Raw genomic sequence first — 15,878 nt, 5'->3', positions numbered from 1 at the left:
GAAATGTGTTAAAAAAATATAAACAACAGGGAGCGAAACATTTTACATTACTTTTGCCGCTAAAAATTACTATGTCGCTGAAAGAACAAATAGATGCAGATAAACTCCCCCGCCACGTTGCAATTATCATGGACGGCAACGGGCGCTGGGCAAAACAGCAGGGCGAACACCGCATTTTCGGGCATCAGCATGGCGTGGAATCCGTGCGCGAAATTACCGAAGCCGCTGCAGAAATAGGAATAAAATACCTCACGCTCTATGCTTTCTCCACCGAAAACTGGAGCCGCCCGAAAGAAGAAGTGGACGCGCTCATGACATTGCTCGTAAGCACCATTCATAAAGAAGTGCCCACGCTGAACAAAAATAAAATACGCCTAATCGCAATCGGAAACTTAAAAACGCTGCCCGAAAGTTGCTGCAACGAACTGCTAAGCGCCATGCAGGAAACCGCAGGCAACACACACATGACGCTGGTGCTCGCGCTGAGTTATAGTGCAAGGTGGGAAATTCTGGAAGCGGTAAAACTGATTGCATCAAAAGTAAAGAGAGAAAAACTAAAAGAAAAAGATATTGACGAAAAAGTTTTTTCCCGCTATCTGAAAACCCCCAACTTTCCCGACCCCGAACTGCTCATCCGCACCAGCGGGGAGCAGCGCGTCAGCAATTTTCTGCTGTGGCAGATTGCGTATGCCGAATTGTACTTCACTGAAAAGTTATGGCCCGATTTCCGCAAGGAAGATTTTTTTGAAGCCATTCTCGATTACCAGCAGCGCGAAAGAAGATTCGGGAAAACAAGCGAGCAGGTGAAGGTTTAATGTTTAAAGTGCAAAGTTAATGAAGAGTAAAATTTAATTGAAGGAATGTCGTTACTGAAAACCTCACCCCGTCTTTCAGACACCCCTCTCCTTTTTCAAGGAGAGGGGAAGGGGGTGAGGTCTATGAAAAAAACAACTCTCCTCGCCTCTCTCTTCTGTTTTCTTTTTTCTGCTTCTGCTTTTTCTCAATTAATTTCCGGACAAGATTCGCTCACGCTCGATTATTCCAATCCCAAAGAATATGAAATTGGCGGAATAACCATTACCGGTGCCGGCTCGCTCGATAACAGCGTGCTGCTCTCCATTGCCGGCTTGTATGTGGGCGATAAAATAAAAATTCCCGGAGAATCCATTTCTTCCGCCATTAAAAATTTATGGAAGGAAGGATTTTTTGAAGATGTAAAAGTGGTCGCTACGAGGGTAATGGGAAAAACCATTACTCTTGAAATACAAGTGAAAGAACGTCCGCGCCTTTCCAAATTTTCTTTCAACGGATTGAAGAAAGGAGAAATTGACGACCTGAAAAAGAAACTCGACCTCAACCGCGGAAAAGTGGTAACCCAAAATGTGTTGGTGAATACAAAAAACCGTACGCTCGAACATTTCAGGGATAAGGGCTACAAGAATTGCACGGTGATTGTTTCGCAGGAAAAAGACAAAGAACTTGCCAACAGCGTGGTTCTTTACATCAGCGTGAACAAAGGTTCAAAAGTGAAAATCGGAGACGTGAACTTTTTCGGAAATGAAAATGTTAGCAGCGGAACCTTGAGGCGCGCCATGAAAGACACCAAGCAAAAACGCTGGTATGCCATTTTCAATTCCCACACGCTGCTCGAAACAAAATACGAAGACGACAAGCAGAAAGTCATTGATAAATATTTATCCAAAGGTTTCCGCGATGCGAAAATTACAAGCGATACCATTTATCCGGTTTACAGCATAGAAGAAACCGAACTTCCCGATTTTGTTGCTCCGCTCTATGGAAAAGTGATTGAGAACGGAATTGCTTTTTATTCCCTCGGGCATTTAATTAAAAAGCGCAGCGAAGGCGATTTGAAAAACAACCGCATTGCCATTGACATTCACGTGAGCGAAGGCAAGAAATATTATTTCCGAAACATTACGTGGGTGGGAAATTCAAAATACTCTACCAGAGAACTCGACAAAGCGCTCGGCATAAAAAAAGGAGATGTGTTCAACCAGTCGCTGCTCGATTCGCGCCTTACCATGAACGCTAACGCCACCGATGTGAGTTCGCTTTACATGGATGACGGCTATCTTTTCTTCCAGGTAACACCCGTGGAAATTTTAGTGGTGGGCGATTCCATTGACATTGAAATTCGAATTTACGAAGGCAAGCAGGCAACCATAAATAAAGTAACGGTGAAAGGCAACACCAAAACAAACGACCACGTTATCATGCGCGAAATACGCACGCGCCCCGGGCAATTGTTCCGCAGAAGCGATGTCATCCGCTCGCAGCGCGAACTATCGGTGCTCGGTTATTTCGATACGGAAAAAATGGGCGTCACCCCTATTCCCCATCCCGAAAACGGAACGGTGGATATAGAATACCAGGTGGAAGAAAAATCATCCGACCAATTGGAACTCTCGGGCGGCTTTGGAGCGAACCGCGTGGTGGGTTCCATGGGAGTGGCGTTCAATAATTTTTCAGCAAAGAATTTTTTCAGGAAAGGCGCGTGGCAGCCGCTTCCTTCGGGTGATGGGCAGCGGCTGAGCGTTCGCGGGCAATCGAACGGACGTTACTATCAATCGCTGAACATGTCGTTCACCGAGCCGTGGCTGGGCGGAAAAAAACCAAACTCCCTCAGCATCACTCCCTATGTGAACCGCATTACCAACGGGCGAACCAAGAGCGACCCGCAGTTTGGCGATTTGAACATTTGGGGAATGGACGTGGGCTTGGGAAGAAGAAAAAAAGTGCCCGATGATTTTTTCTCCGAACTCTTTGAAATCAATTACCGCTACTATGTGCTGAAGAATTACCGCAGCGTGTTCTCTTTCACCAATGGCTTTGCCAATGACCTTAACTTTAAATATTCTCTTTCGCGGAACGCCCTCGATGATAATATTTACCCGGGAAAGAATTACACCTGCTCCAAACTCACTTTCTCCGCGCAAAGCACGCTGCCTGTTTCCGGCAAACTGCTGAAGAAATATTTTTTCCCCGACACCGCCTTCTCCGAAATGAGCGCGCAGCAGAAATACCACTGGCTGGAATATTATAAACTCAAAATAACTTCGGAGTGGTTTATCAAACTCACCGGGAAATTAGTGCTGATGAACCGCTTCGGTTACGGATTTCTCGGCTTCTACAACAAAGAACTGGGATTAACTCCCTTTGAACGGTTTTATCTCGGAGGAAGCGGGCTCACCGGCTACAATCCCCTTGATGGACGGGAAATTATTGCCCTGCGCGGCTATGACGATGGCGAAGTATATAATTTCAGCAAGCCGCAGAACAACCCGGGCGCATCGAGCATTGCAAAATACACGGCTGAGTTGCGCTATCCGCTTTCGCTCAATCCGCAGGCAACTATTTTCGGGCTGGTGTTTGCCGAAGCCGGAAATTCCTGGGGAAGCATACGCGATTTCAAGCCCTTTGACGTGAGGCGCTCTGCCGGAGTGGGCATTCGCTTTTTCCTCCCCATGTTCGGAATGCTGGGCTTTGATTATGGCTGGCGGTTTGACGATGTGCCCTTCCGCACCGGCATGCAGAAATCACAGTTCCACTTTACGATTGGCTATAACCTCGGTGAGTTGTAAATGCGCTGCGAATCAGGAATAAATTTTCTTCAGCCATGCATCATATTTAATCAGTTCATGTCCCAGGGGATTCCATGCGTATTTGCCTTTTTGCATGGAAAAAAGTTTTTGCGTTCTGCGGAATTGCTCTTTATAATTGCGGAACATAAAATTATTTTTGCTCATTTGAAAAAACAAAGCAGCGAGCATCGTATCACGTGTGGATTTTTTTTCCTGTGTCAGCAGAAATTTTTTCAGGTGTTTTGCCATGCGGAATGAGCGAACGCTCTTTTCTTCCGTTAGCAGCATAAGTTCCAGCATGCGCACGGCAATGTTCCAGCCCGTTTTATCTTTCCGTATATATAATTTGCGTTCCATAATTTTTTTTGCCGCTTCCTTGTTTTCCTGCGCGAATAAAATGCAGGCGCGGATGAAGTGAAGGCGCGATACGCGAACCGGCTCGGCATCTTCCGGAAGTTTTTTAATTATTTTATTAAGCAGGCGCATGGCTTCCTGATATTTTCTCTGATAAAATAAAATCCGCGTTTCCATTTCTTTGCTTTCCGCCCAGTCGAGCGGCTGATGGGTCAAATAATGTATCTCGCTTAATGCATCCAGCGCTTTGGAATAATCGCCTTCGTACACATGGCATTGGGCGAGATTGCCGAATACATAATCGAAACGCGGGCGGGTTTGCACGGCAGGGTAATGATAAACTATATTCAACAGTTGGATGCACGCTTCCCTTGCTTTGTCATATTGCTGCCGCTGCTGGTAAAAATCTATTTCAATGTACCTCAGAAAATACAATACCTCCGATGCCTTGGTTTGCGCATGCAGCCGGTGTAATTCCTTTATTACTTTTTTTTCGTAGGCACGCAATTTCTTCTTGTCAGGATTCGCATGGAATTTTTGCCAGATGAGTATGCGGTAATAAATTTCATTTGCCCTGCGCACCGCCCGCTCGCATTTTTCATAGCGCTTTATTTCTGCGGTGGTTTTGTTCAATTCGCGCTCGCCAAAACGGTACGCCCTTTCCAGCCGCCTTGTCTGAATCAGTTTAATCAGTTCATTATAGTATTCATATTTTTTTGCCAGCGCAATGGCTTCATCAAGCAATGAATCGGCAGGTTCTCCTGTTCTGCCCGTGAAGCGGAGAATATACTGCTGCGCCCATTTCTTTTTTATTTCCACCTGCGCGGCATGAAGCGGCTCAAGCACGGGGTGGTTTTTCAGAAATGAATTGCTGGTTAAAAAATCAAGCACGTCTTCGCGCAGGCGGTGGTGCAATACATCGAGGCGGTTTGTTGGTCGGGATTTCAAATCCCGACCGGCAATGGGATAGATTTTTTTCCCGAACTCCTGCATTTCCTGAACGCTTATTTTTTTTCTCTTATGCGCGCGCAGCAGGCGGAAGAGTTCAAGCGTTTTATCCGGCTTTTGCTGCGGGTATAAATAATTTATAAACCGCTGCGCTTCGTGCTTTTTCAGCAACGTGGCAATGTTTCTTATCGCTTTCATTCCGTAAAGTTAGTAACATCTTTCAACTCGTGTAATCAAAGTACATGAAGTTATATGGTTTCCGCTATGAAATCAAAGGCGCAGTTATTAACTTTTCTTTCTGCCAATGTAATTCAGGATAACGCGTTTTTTCTTCTTTATTATAAAAAGGCGGCTTAGTTTTATGTAAAACAAAAGATCAATATAAAACAATTACAATGAAAACAACAAAAATGAAATCCATTTTCTTTGCAATGGTAATTGCAGGAGCAATGGTTGCGTTTAATGCGCAGGGACAAACTAAAGGCAGTGGTGGAATGACAAATTCATGTACTAGTGGAGCAAATGATGGAGGAGTAAACAATACTTCTGTTGGATGCGGAGCAGGCGCTGCAGCTATGAGCGGAACAGGAAATAGTTCATATGGCTATCAAGCCGGAACTGCCATTAGCACAGGTAGCGGTAATTCTTTTTTCGGGCATAATTCAGGAAATGCAAATACATCTGGAGCGCAAAATATTGCTGTAGGATTAGCGGCAGGTTTTAATAATGCCACAGGAAACAATAATACTTCTTGTGGATATGGTGCGGGGCAAGGAGTAGCAGGCAACAACAATAGTAATAATTCTTTTTTCGGCTACAAAGCCGGAAATGCCATTACAACAGGCGGCAATAATTGTTTTGTGGGTTATCAGGCTGGGCTTGTGAACACAATCGGTTTCAATACTTTTATAGGTTCTGAAGCAGGCCTTGCAAACACAAGCGGAGGCGAAAATGTTTTTATGGGTTATCAGGCAGCCGATGTAAATACAACCGGAGCCGATAATTGCATTGTAGGTTTTCAGGCAGGAAATGGAATTACAACCGCAACGCATAATGTAGTAGTGGGTGCAGCGGCAGGGCAAACACCTGTTACAAATGGAAGTAATACCATTATAGGTTATGGCGCAAATGTTTCTTCCACTACTTGGACAAATGATGTTGCATTGGGCAATTCATCCGGCAGTTGTTTAACCGGCAGCAATCAGGTACAATTAGGAAATACCAGCACCACAACGCTCTATTGTGGCGCAACTTCAATTACATCATGCAGCGACAGGCGCGTTAAAAACAATATCAAGGAAAATATTCCGGGACTTGCTTTTATTAATTTATTGAAGCCGGTTTCTTTTAATTATGATATTCATAAAATGAATAATATACTTGGATATCCAAAAAGAGTTATTGAAATCAGTCCGGCTGTAAATGATACTGCTAATGGAATTTTTACCGCAGCAGTAACTAAAGAAGTTGTTGATACTTCTTACTGGGATGGAAAATATGATAAAGAAAAAATTACTTACTCGGGCTTAATTGCACAGCAGGTTGACTCTGCTGCAAAGAAAATCAATTATGATTTTAGCGGAGTTGTCAGCGCTTGCGCCTTGGGCGGCATGTGCGGCTTAAATTATAGCGATTTTGTTGTGCCGCTAATCAAAGCAGTGCAGGAATTAAGTCATAAAGTTGATAGTTTATCAAACGCAAAAAGTTCTCAACGCACAATGAATAATGACGCGCAAGGAAAAAATGCAACGGTCAGTCAGATTGAACTTGCAAACAATGCAATGCTCTATCAAAATGCACCGAATCCTTTTGGCGATGGAACAACCATCAAATATTTTGTATCCGATAACAGCAATGCACAAATAATTTTCCTTGATGAGTTCGGAAATAAATTGAAAGAATTTAAAGTGGAAGAAAAAGGAATGGGACAGTTGAATGTTTCAACTGTGAATCTTTCTTCAGGTTTTTATTCTTATTCTCTTATTATAAACGGAAAAGTGGTGGACACAAAAAAGATGATTAAGAATAATTAATTTTATACTTAAATATTCAAAGGCGGCAATTCTGTTTTCAGAGTCCGCCTTTTCTTTTTATCTTTACATATATGAAAACAAAATTACTGATTTCTTTATTAGTATTATGTCGAATTGGAAATACTCAAACAATTTCATGCGGTACCGAACATTCTTTATCACTTTGTTCAAATAATTCAGCGCGCTCATGGGGAGCAAATACCTATGGCTCGCTTGGAGATGCAACAACTACTCCCCGGTCAACTCCGGTTCAGGTAATGGGTTTAATAGGTGTAATTGCTGTAGCAGGTGGCAGCATCCATTCTCTTTTTCTGAAAAACGATAGTACCGTTTGGGCTTGCGGATATAATGGGGAAGGCGAACTTGGCGATGGTACAAGCACAAACCAGTTAATGCCTGTTCAGGTATCTAACTTAACAGGCATTATTGCAATAATGGCAAGCGGATGCAATCAATCTCTTTTTATAAAAAGCGATGGAACAGCATGGGCTTGCGGTTTTAATGGTGCTGGTCAACTTGGTGATGGAACAGCAACAGATAGGCATTCGCCCGTTCAGGTAGTGGGCTTAACAGGAATTATTTCGGCAGCAGGCGGGGTTTATCATTCACTTTTTCTTAAAAATGACAGCACGGTTTGGGCTTGCGGAGCAAATAATGTTGGTCAACTTGGATTAGGATTTACATCTTCCAATAAATTGGTTCCTGTTAAATCAGCAGTTTTAAATGGCATTACAGCAGTTGGAGCAGGAAATAGTCATTCACTTTTTCTCAAAAGTGATGGTACAGTTTGGGCTTGTGGTGATAATACACGCGGACAACTTGGAGATGGAACAACCGTTACGAAAACTACTCCTGTTCAAGTGCAGGGTATTACAGGAATTATTGCAGTAGCATCAAAACACGAAACCAGCCTTTTTTTAAAAAACGATGGCACAGTTTGGGCTTGTGGCAATAATCAATACGGGCAATTGGGTAATGGAAGTGCAGATGCAAATCCACATCCAACACCTGCTCAGGTGTTGGGTTTAACAGGCATTGTTGCAATAGCATCAGGAAATATCCATTCTCTTTTTCTAAAAAACGATGGCACAGTTTGGGCTTGCGGTTACAATGGCTACGGACAATTAGGCAATGGAACAACCTTGAATGATTCAATTCCAGAGCAAGTTATCGGATTATGTAATATTTCATCAGCAGAAGAGAATGAAGAAGTTTTAGAAAATATTTCCATTTATCCAAATCCATCTGCCGAAACATTCACTATTGAAAGTAAAGAAAAAGAATATGCAATTATACTAACAAACACTCTTGGAGAAAAAATTCTTTCTCAAAAATTTCAAAATGAAAAATCAGAAATTGATTTAAGTACTCAGCCCGCGGGAATTTATTTTCTGTTCGCCAAATGGACGAATCCGTCCTCTGGCGGACAAATCATTACAAGAGAAGCAATCATTTCAAAGAAAATAATTTTGGCAAGATAATCTCCCTGTTCCATTGTTTGAACAGAAGCAGCAAAAAACTCCCCTTCGCCATCATGACAGCGCGGGGGATTTTTGTTTTATGCACCTTGAATAATTTTTTCTCCCGCTTTGCTGTCATTTTTTTGCACTCATTCCTTTAAAAAGTTAGTAACATCTTTCAACTCGTGTAATCAAAGTACATGAAGTTATATGGTTTCCGCTATGAAATCAAACGCGCAGTTATTAACTTTTCTTTCTGCCCGTGTAATTTAAGTACAGTCGTTTTTTCTTGTTCATTCCGGCAGGCAAGGTTAGTTTTGTACAAAATAAATTTTACACTCACTAAAACCGACCACTTATGAAACTCATCATCAGAAAAGCAAAAGTATCGTTCGAATTCAGAGAAATGGATGCAAGCAAACTCGCCACTTTTGGCGATGGCACCGTGCAGGGACTCACCGGCAACACTAATTTTCCCAGTCCGCTGGTGCCGCTCTCTACTGTAAATACGCAAGTGGTTAACCTGCGCGCCACGCTTAAACTGATTGCCGGGGGTGATAAATCAGAAACCCTCACCAACCAGATGCAGCAGCAGGCAACCGCGCTCATGCTCTCGCTCACTTCCAACGGGCATTATGTAGAAGATGTGGCTAACACTCTTGGCGCGGGCGATGAAAAAAAAGCCGAAGGGCTTATTCTCGGAACCGGCTATAAATTAAAAAAGAAACCCGAACTGCACCCGCGCGATTTTGAACTGGTGGACAGCGGACCGGGCTGGGAGCATTACCGCGTGAAAAAAGCAAAGAAAGGAAATGAAGGTCATATATGGAGGTATGGAATCACCACGCAAAAAGGCACACCGCCTGTAATCGTTATTCTTCGCTTCACCCTCGAAGCCGACATTATTATTTCCGACCTTGCCAGCGGCAGCATCGTGGGCATTCAGCACACCAGCATTCTTCCTGTTTCGCATACAAAAAAAACCAGCGCGGCAACTACGCAAACCAGCAAAGCCGCCTCTTCCGTTCCGGCAAACAAGGCGAAACATCCGGTTTACAGCCACACCAATGCAGACCCTTATCTGTGGACGGATTTTCTTTATACGGGAGTCATGTAGAGAGGTACGGATAACGAACAACTGCGAATCTTCGAATGCCCGCCTGCGGAACGGGCAGGAATACAATAGCAGTTATTCAAAGATTCGTAACAATTCGTTATCTGCACATAAAAAACAATGGTTTTGCGATGAATGATGAACAGACATACAGGAATGACGCTCGGACTTGCAAGGAAAACGAACGGACTTGCAGCGAAAACGCCATCCCTGCAAGGACAGCGAACGGACTTGCAGCGAAAACGCCATCCCTGCAAGGAAAGCGAACGGACTTGCAGGGAAAACACTCGGACTTGCAAGGAAAGCAAACGGACTTGCAGGGAAAACGCCATCCATGCAAGGACAGCAAACGGACTTGCAGCGAAAACGCCATCCCTGTAAGGACAACAAACGGACTTGCAGGGAAAATGATTTTCCCTGCATGACTTGGCGTGAGACCTGCAGATTGGCTTTTTTTATTTATCTCAAAAATATTTATCTTTACACAAACTAATAAAACTACTACTATGAAAAAAATCATATACATTATCTTGCTTGCATATAGTATAAATGCAAATGCACAGATTGCTTTGGAACATTCCTACGATACTGCTTCCACTTTTAAAAGTGGAAGCCCAGCCTTAAGCGACCAATTGGAGTTAGTACATTTTGAAGTTTCAGGAGACAGATATGTTAAAATAAACAGGCACGGAGAAAAAATATCTATATATGATTTGAATCATGTTTTACTTAAAACAATTGACCTTTCAGGTTTTCCCGGGTCGCCAAATCTGTACATACTATATCTTTCAGAATCATTGTTTGATACTGACCCTGGAATTGAATTTATGTACACGTCAGATCAAACATCTACTCCGCCTTATATTTATACCGGAATATATAATGACGATGGCACTTTGATTTTTTCTGACACTGCTATTGCGGAAATTTTGATTAATTTCCCTTCGCAGCAATATCCTATTTATAATACTACGCAAGGCACAAAAATGATTTTAAGTTATAAGGGAAGTACTTTAAGTAGTTTTAAGGCAAAAGTATTTTCTTTGCCTGGCACATTAAGCGCAGGCATACAGGAGGGCAATGCCGCGCTCATGCAGGCGCAGGGCGCAATAAGCAACCTTTACCCAAACCCCAGCACCGGCAAAGTAACACTGCAATATGAGTTGCCCAAAGGCGAGCGCGAGGGAGAAATAATTTTATACAACACACAGGGCGCAGAGGTAAAACGCTACAAAGTAGATGATACTTTTAAGGATTTACTGCTTGATAACACGCAACTGCCTGCGGGAACTTATTTTTATCAACTGCAAACAAGCAAGGGAAGTGTGGGAACAAAAAAAATGGTGGTAATCAAATAACTCTCCCTCATTCCCTCTCTTTCAGAAAGAGAGGGATGTCTGAAAGACAGGGTGAGTTTTTTGCAAACGAGTAAGGGAAGTGTGGGAGCGAAAAAGATGATTGTAGTAAAATAAAAATTACAAAAACACATTTAACATGAAAAAATATATTATTATATCTCTTATCGCGTTTGCAACAAATACACAAGCGCAGATAACTCTGGAACACATTTACGATAGTGCAGCAACATGGAATGTTCCGAGTAGTAAAGGCAGTCAGTTAATGATAATAAAATTTGAAGTTTCAGGAGAGCACTATGTTAAAGTCAACAGGGCTCAGGCGGTAATTGATATTTATGATATGAATCATTCTTTAGTCAAAACCATTTCTCTTGCTGGCGTTCCAACGCCAAGTGGTGTTTTCGATGTTCTTTATTTGTCAGAACATCTGTTTAATTTGGATGATAAAATCGAATTTATGTATGATACTCCTGTTTCGGGAGGTTTTTATACAGGCATATATAATGAAGATGGTACTTTGCTTTTTTCAGATACAAGTTTAGCTTGGATAAAAACAAATTATGAGCAACAACAATTACCAATTTACAATACCTCTTTTGGGACAAAAATGATTTTAAGTTGCCCTAACGGGCAGGCAAAAGTATTTGGCTTACCCGGCACATTAAGCAGCGGCATACAAGAGGGCAATGCCGCGCTTATGCAGGCGCAGGGCTTAGGCAACCTTTACCCAAACCCCAGCACCGGCAAAGCAACCCTGCAATATGAGTTGCCAAAAGGAGAGCGCGAGGGAGAAATAATTTTATACAACACGCAAGGCGCAGAGGTAAAACGCTACAAAGTGGATGATACTTTTAATGATTTACTGCTTGATAACACGCAACTGCAAGCGGGAACTTATTTTTACCAACTGCAAACAAGTAAAGGAAGTGTGGGGAGCAAGAAGATGGTGGTGGTGAAATAACTCACCCTCATTCCCTCTCTATCTGATAGAGAGGGATGTCCGAAGGACAGGGTGAGTTTTTTGCAAACGAGCAAAGGAAGTGTGGGGAGTAAGAAGATGATTGTAGTAAAGTGATATTCGTATATGCGCATTTGTTAACGCTATTCGTATATCGCCTTCCATTTTATTTCACAATGCTTCATTCGCAGCAGTGTCTCCTGAAAGGGACACTGCGTATAACTAATCCGAGTCCCGAAACGGATACTCGGCTGCGAAATGAATTATTTTTTTGTTCTGCATTCAAAATGGTAAACAGGGAATAAATTCGTATTTTTGTTGAACAATATAAATCTATATACTCTATGAGTTCAACCGTTGTAATATCCCGAGATGAATATCAAAAGCTTCGCAAGCAAGCCAAAGCATTTCAAAAGCTGGCAGGGCGCATATTCGAATCTGTTATCACTGATTCAGCGGAAGCAGTGGTTGAAGATTTCCGTAAAACAAAATTATATTCTGAAGCATTCCTTTCAGACCTTGAAGCGGGGTTGAAAAAATCATCGTACGTCAAACGATGAAAATAAAATCTCTGCGGAATGATTTGCTTGAATACATTCACAAGCATCATCTTCAAAAGAAATGGGAAAAATCTGTTCGCCTGTTTGAAATAAATATCCGCCACCCTTCTTTAAATACCGAAATCCTTGAGCCGCATTGGCGCGGAATTTATTCTTTCCGTCTTGATTCAAAGTATAGGGCATTGTTTTTCATTACTCCTCAAGGAGAAGCGGAAGTTTTTCAAATTACAAATCATTATAAATAATACTGCCTCGTCAACGCTATTCGTATATCGCCTTCCATTTTACTTCACAATGCTCACCTGCCCCGTCTCGCGCATCTCTTTTGCAGGAAAACACTGCGTGGTATAATTAATTTTCCAGATGTAAACATCTTCCTGCGCGGGTTCGCTTCCATCTTCTTTCAGCAAATAATGCCCGCCCTGAATTTTTCCATCCCATCCCTCCTTCATATTGGCGGAAGCAAAAATTAAATTTCCCCAGCGGTCAAAAATTTTCATATCAAAGGATGTGATTCCTTCCCCTTTCGCCAGGAAAATTTCATTCAGGCGATCGCCATTCGGAGTAAATGCGTTTGGAACATAGAGCGCGCCCGCTCCTCCTTCCATGCCGGTGATTTTTGCCGTATCGGACGAAACGCAGTTTCCAAAACTTGCCTGAACCCAGTAATTTCCCGCTTCACTAACCGAAATGGTTTGCGTGGCAGCGCCATTGCTCCAACTATACGAAGAAGCATTGCTTCCCGCATCAAGCACAATGGGCGAAGCCGTGCAAAGCGATGAATCAAAAAGATGCACCTTCGGAGCAATGAATGTCTGCACCGTATCTTTCGCCAGGCAATTATTCAACGCCACAATCACCCAGTAAGTTCCCGCTCCCGAAACCGAAATTGTCTGCGAAGTTTCACCCGTGCTCCATAAATAGCCCGCGCCCGCATTGCCTGCATTGAGCATAAAATTTTGTCCGTCACAAAGCGTTTGATTGTTTCCGAGATTCACCGAAGGCGAAGGAGTAACCATTACGGAACTATAGGCGGTATCGGCACACGAGCCCACCGAAACAATTACGGAATAATTTCCGGCAGAAGAAATAGTAATGGAAGAAGCGGTTGCTCCATTGCTCCATAAATAATTGCCGCCACCGCTCGCAGTAAGAATTGCATTTTGTCCTGCGCAAACAGTTGCCGAAGTTGCCGAAGCAACGGGAGGAGGAGAAACAGAAACCGTAGTGGTTGCAGAAGTTGCGCATCCGTTTGCATCAGTCACAAGCACCGTATAAGTTCCGCCCGCCAATCCTGAAACCGATGAATTGCTTCCTGCCGCAGGCGACCAGTTATAGGTATAAGGGCTGCTTCCACCGGAAACAATTGCAGAGGCGCTTCCGTTGTTTGCGCTGGAGCAGGAAGAAAAACTCGTAACCGAAATAGTCGGAGGCGTTCCGAAAGTGATAACCTGCTGAACCGTTCCCGTGCAGCCGGTATTGGTTGTAACAGTCAGCGTTATGGTATACGTTCCCGCAGGAAAAATAATGGGTCCGGGATTCTGCAATGTGGACGAAGAAGGATTTCCTCCGGGAAAACTCCAGTTCCACGAAGCAATAGTCCACGCAGGATTGGAAGCAGTGTTATCGGTAAAGGATAGGGAGGAACAATTTCCCGAAGTGGAAAACGCAGGACTGACCTGCTGCGTGTTCGGAACATAAATCAAATGAAACGGGCAGCCCGATTGCTGCTGCACCTCCACATAAAAAGTATCGTTAGGATTCACGGTGGCAATCAAACATTGCGAAGTTCCGATTACGGCAGCATTTCCGTTTTGAGTCCATGCGTAGGTATAGGGATTGCTGGGGTCAGAACCCGGGGCGCAAAAAGTATCCTGCACCGCAGCGTTGCAGTTCAACGTTTTTGTTCCGTTAATTATTCCGCAGGAAAAATCCCAGTACGAATGGCAAAAATGCCCGCCCTGCTGGCAATCGGCATTCGTGAGCACAACGGTGAGCGCCTGCCCCACATAAGCCGATAAATTTATTCCTTCAATGGTCCATGGCTTGTAGGTAATATCTTTCCAGGCGGGAATATAAGTGCTCGCGCAGCCGCCACGATACATTCCGGGCGCAACGGATGAATCCAAAACATTTCCCATGTACTTGTGATGGCTGCACGGCACCGTGTCGCCTTTGGAATCCAGAATATAAATTTCGGCATAAGGCGCTTCCGAAACAAGATGCCCGTTCTGCGGGTTCTCAATCACAATGGCATACGAGTAAACAAAATTTGTATCCTGCGCAGTCACGCTCAGCGGATAAATTAACTGCTCGGCACATCCAGCGGTAACCGTGTTGCAGCAGCCGCCCTGAACTCCGTTTGTATTCGGCTCGCCAAGGCGGATGGTATAGTTTCCAAAACCCGGAGCCACTTCAGTAATGACGGGAGAGCCGGCAAGCGGACCGGGTGTGCAGGCATCAATTCCGTTTCCGCTCATCAGAGTGAAGCGCGGAGAAACAGGCGAAGTTGGCGCAAGCGACAATCCTCCGCCCTGAATATTTTTCCCCTGGAACGCCTGCCAGGCGCCCCATCCGTTCTCCACGCCTAAATCGCTGCACACGGCATTGGGAACAGGAATGAAATTATTTTTAAACTGAGCAGGAGTGGAAATAGTTTTTCCTTCTTTTAAAAATTGGGTGTGCTCATTCACCGCCTGGTTTATCATTTCCTCTGTCATTCCCTGGTTTTTCATTTCCATGCGGAAAATTATTTCATCATTCCAAACCTGAGCGGAAATAAAATAAGAAACAAGGAGACAAGCGGAGGTGAGTAAAAAATATTTTTTCATATCTGAAAGTTTTATGATTCAAAAGTAAGCAGAGGCGGCTTGCAATACAAATCAAAGTTGTTCAAAAGATACCTTTAAGAAAACATTCATATATTCGCGGTGTTTCCTTTTGCACTGATATATGAAAACACCTTCAGATGAACTTTTTCACTTGATTCATTCTCTTTCCAGCCAGGAAAAACGGCACTTTAAATTATTTTACCAGGGAAAGCAGGAGAACGCGGGATTCATCCGGCTGTTTGACTGCATCAACTCCCTTGAACAATACGATGAAAGAAAACTGGGCGCAATGTTACATCGTCAGGGAGCGCTGAAAAACCTGAAACGCATTAAAAGTTACCTTCAAGAGGCACTGCTCCGGTTCCTCGAACATCATTATTCCGATTACTCAGCCGACATAAAATTGCAGCGGCTCCTTCAGCGCATCGAACTGCTGAAAGCAAAGCGGCTGTTCAAACCGGCAAAGAAAATTCTTGACAAAGCGGAAAAACTTGCAGAGGAAACTTTCAATTATAATTACCTGTGGTGCATTCAAGGCCTTAGCGCAACAAGGCGATTTTTGGTTTAGAGTTTAAAGTTACATTTTTTGTTTTAGAGCAACAGTATTAATGTTCAGAATAACTCGTGGCGAGTTATTACCGAACATTAACACTACATCAT

13 protein-coding genes are annotated in these 15,878 nt (G+C 43.4%); 11 read left to right on the top strand and 2 right to left on the bottom strand.

Features of this window, described 5'->3' with window-relative positions; all coding sequences use genetic code 11:
• Positions 1-71 precede the first annotated feature (71 nt).
• Both HY063_15275 and bamA read left to right on the top strand, forming a co-directional pair.
• Positions 72-815, top strand: a complete 744-nt coding sequence (locus tag HY063_15275) for an isoprenyl transferase (protein ID MBI3503147.1) — start codon at positions 72-74, stop codon at positions 813-815.
• 123 nt (positions 816-938) lie between these two features.
• Positions 939-3,602, top strand: a complete 2,664-nt coding sequence (gene bamA, locus HY063_15270) for an outer membrane protein assembly factor BamA (protein ID MBI3503146.1) — start codon at positions 939-941, stop codon at positions 3,600-3,602.
• A gap of 12 nt (positions 3,603-3,614) precedes the next feature.
• Here bamA and HY063_15265 read toward each other — a convergent pair whose 3' ends face one another.
• Entirely contained in the window at positions 3,615-5,102 is a 1,488-nt protein-coding gene (locus HY063_15265; GenBank protein MBI3503145.1) for a hypothetical protein, read from the bottom strand.
• Positions 5,103-5,299: 197 nt separating this feature from the next.
• Between HY063_15265 and HY063_15260 the strand changes: the two genes are divergently transcribed.
• From HY063_15260 to HY063_15225, 8 genes are all read left to right on the top strand, one after another.
• Positions 5,300-6,937 carry a tail fiber domain-containing protein gene (locus HY063_15260; protein MBI3503144.1) on the top strand — a complete coding sequence of 546 codons (1,638 nt, stop codon included), beginning with the start codon at positions 5,300-5,302 and terminating at the stop codon, positions 6,935-6,937.
• A 71-nt stretch (positions 6,938-7,008) separates the two neighbouring features.
• Positions 7,009-8,418 (top strand): T9SS type A sorting domain-containing protein, encoded by a 1,410-nt coding sequence (locus HY063_15255; GenBank protein ID MBI3503143.1) that lies wholly within the window; start codon positions 7,009-7,011, stop codon positions 8,416-8,418.
• Positions 8,419-8,755: 337 nt separating this feature from the next.
• Positions 8,756-9,514, top strand: coding sequence for a hypothetical protein (locus tag HY063_15250; GenBank protein MBI3503142.1), 759 nt, complete (start codon positions 8,756-8,758; stop codon positions 9,512-9,514).
• Between the two features lie 187 nt (positions 9,515-9,701).
• Positions 9,702-10,004 carry a hypothetical protein gene (locus HY063_15245; GenBank protein ID MBI3503141.1) on the top strand — a complete coding sequence of 101 codons (303 nt, stop codon included), beginning with the start codon at positions 9,702-9,704 and terminating at the stop codon, positions 10,002-10,004.
• A 13-nt stretch (positions 10,005-10,017) separates the two neighbouring features.
• Positions 10,018-10,869, top strand: a complete 852-nt coding sequence (locus HY063_15240; protein MBI3503140.1) for a T9SS type A sorting domain-containing protein — start codon at positions 10,018-10,020, stop codon at positions 10,867-10,869.
• Between the two features lie 136 nt (positions 10,870-11,005).
• The gene (locus HY063_15235; protein MBI3503139.1) at positions 11,006-11,830 is read left to right on the top strand and encodes a T9SS type A sorting domain-containing protein; all 825 of its coding nucleotides are present in this window, start codon (positions 11,006-11,008) and stop codon (positions 11,828-11,830) included.
• A gap of 341 nt (positions 11,831-12,171) precedes the next feature.
• Complete coding sequence (locus tag HY063_15230) at positions 12,172-12,387, top strand: hypothetical protein (protein ID MBI3503138.1); 216 nt, start codon at positions 12,172-12,174, stop codon at positions 12,385-12,387.
• Complete coding sequence (locus HY063_15225; GenBank protein ID MBI3503137.1) at positions 12,384-12,632, top strand: hypothetical protein; 249 nt, start codon at positions 12,384-12,386, stop codon at positions 12,630-12,632. Before HY063_15230 ends, HY063_15225 begins: the two co-directional genes overlap by 4 nt.
• A 39-nt stretch (positions 12,633-12,671) precedes the next feature.
• Here HY063_15225 and HY063_15220 read toward each other — a convergent pair whose 3' ends face one another.
• Positions 12,672-15,218 carry a gliding motility-associated C-terminal domain-containing protein gene (locus HY063_15220; GenBank protein ID MBI3503136.1) on the bottom strand — a complete coding sequence of 849 codons (2,547 nt, stop codon included), beginning with the start codon at positions 15,216-15,218 and terminating at the stop codon, positions 12,672-12,674.
• Positions 15,219-15,339: 121 nt separating this feature from the next.
• Between HY063_15220 and HY063_15215 the strand changes: the two genes are divergently transcribed.
• Positions 15,340-15,786, top strand: coding sequence for a hypothetical protein (locus HY063_15215; GenBank protein MBI3503135.1), 447 nt, complete (start codon positions 15,340-15,342; stop codon positions 15,784-15,786).
• Positions 15,787-15,878: the final 92 nt, after the last annotated feature.

It is taken from the genome of Bacteroidota bacterium (genome assembly GCA_016195025.1).
In the GTDB taxonomy this organism is placed as follows: Bacteria; Bacteroidota; Bacteroidia; order Palsa-948; family Palsa-948; genus Palsa-948.
The sequence above is the reverse complement of the archived record's forward strand: the minus strand, read 5'-3'. Positions and strand labels throughout refer to the sequence as shown.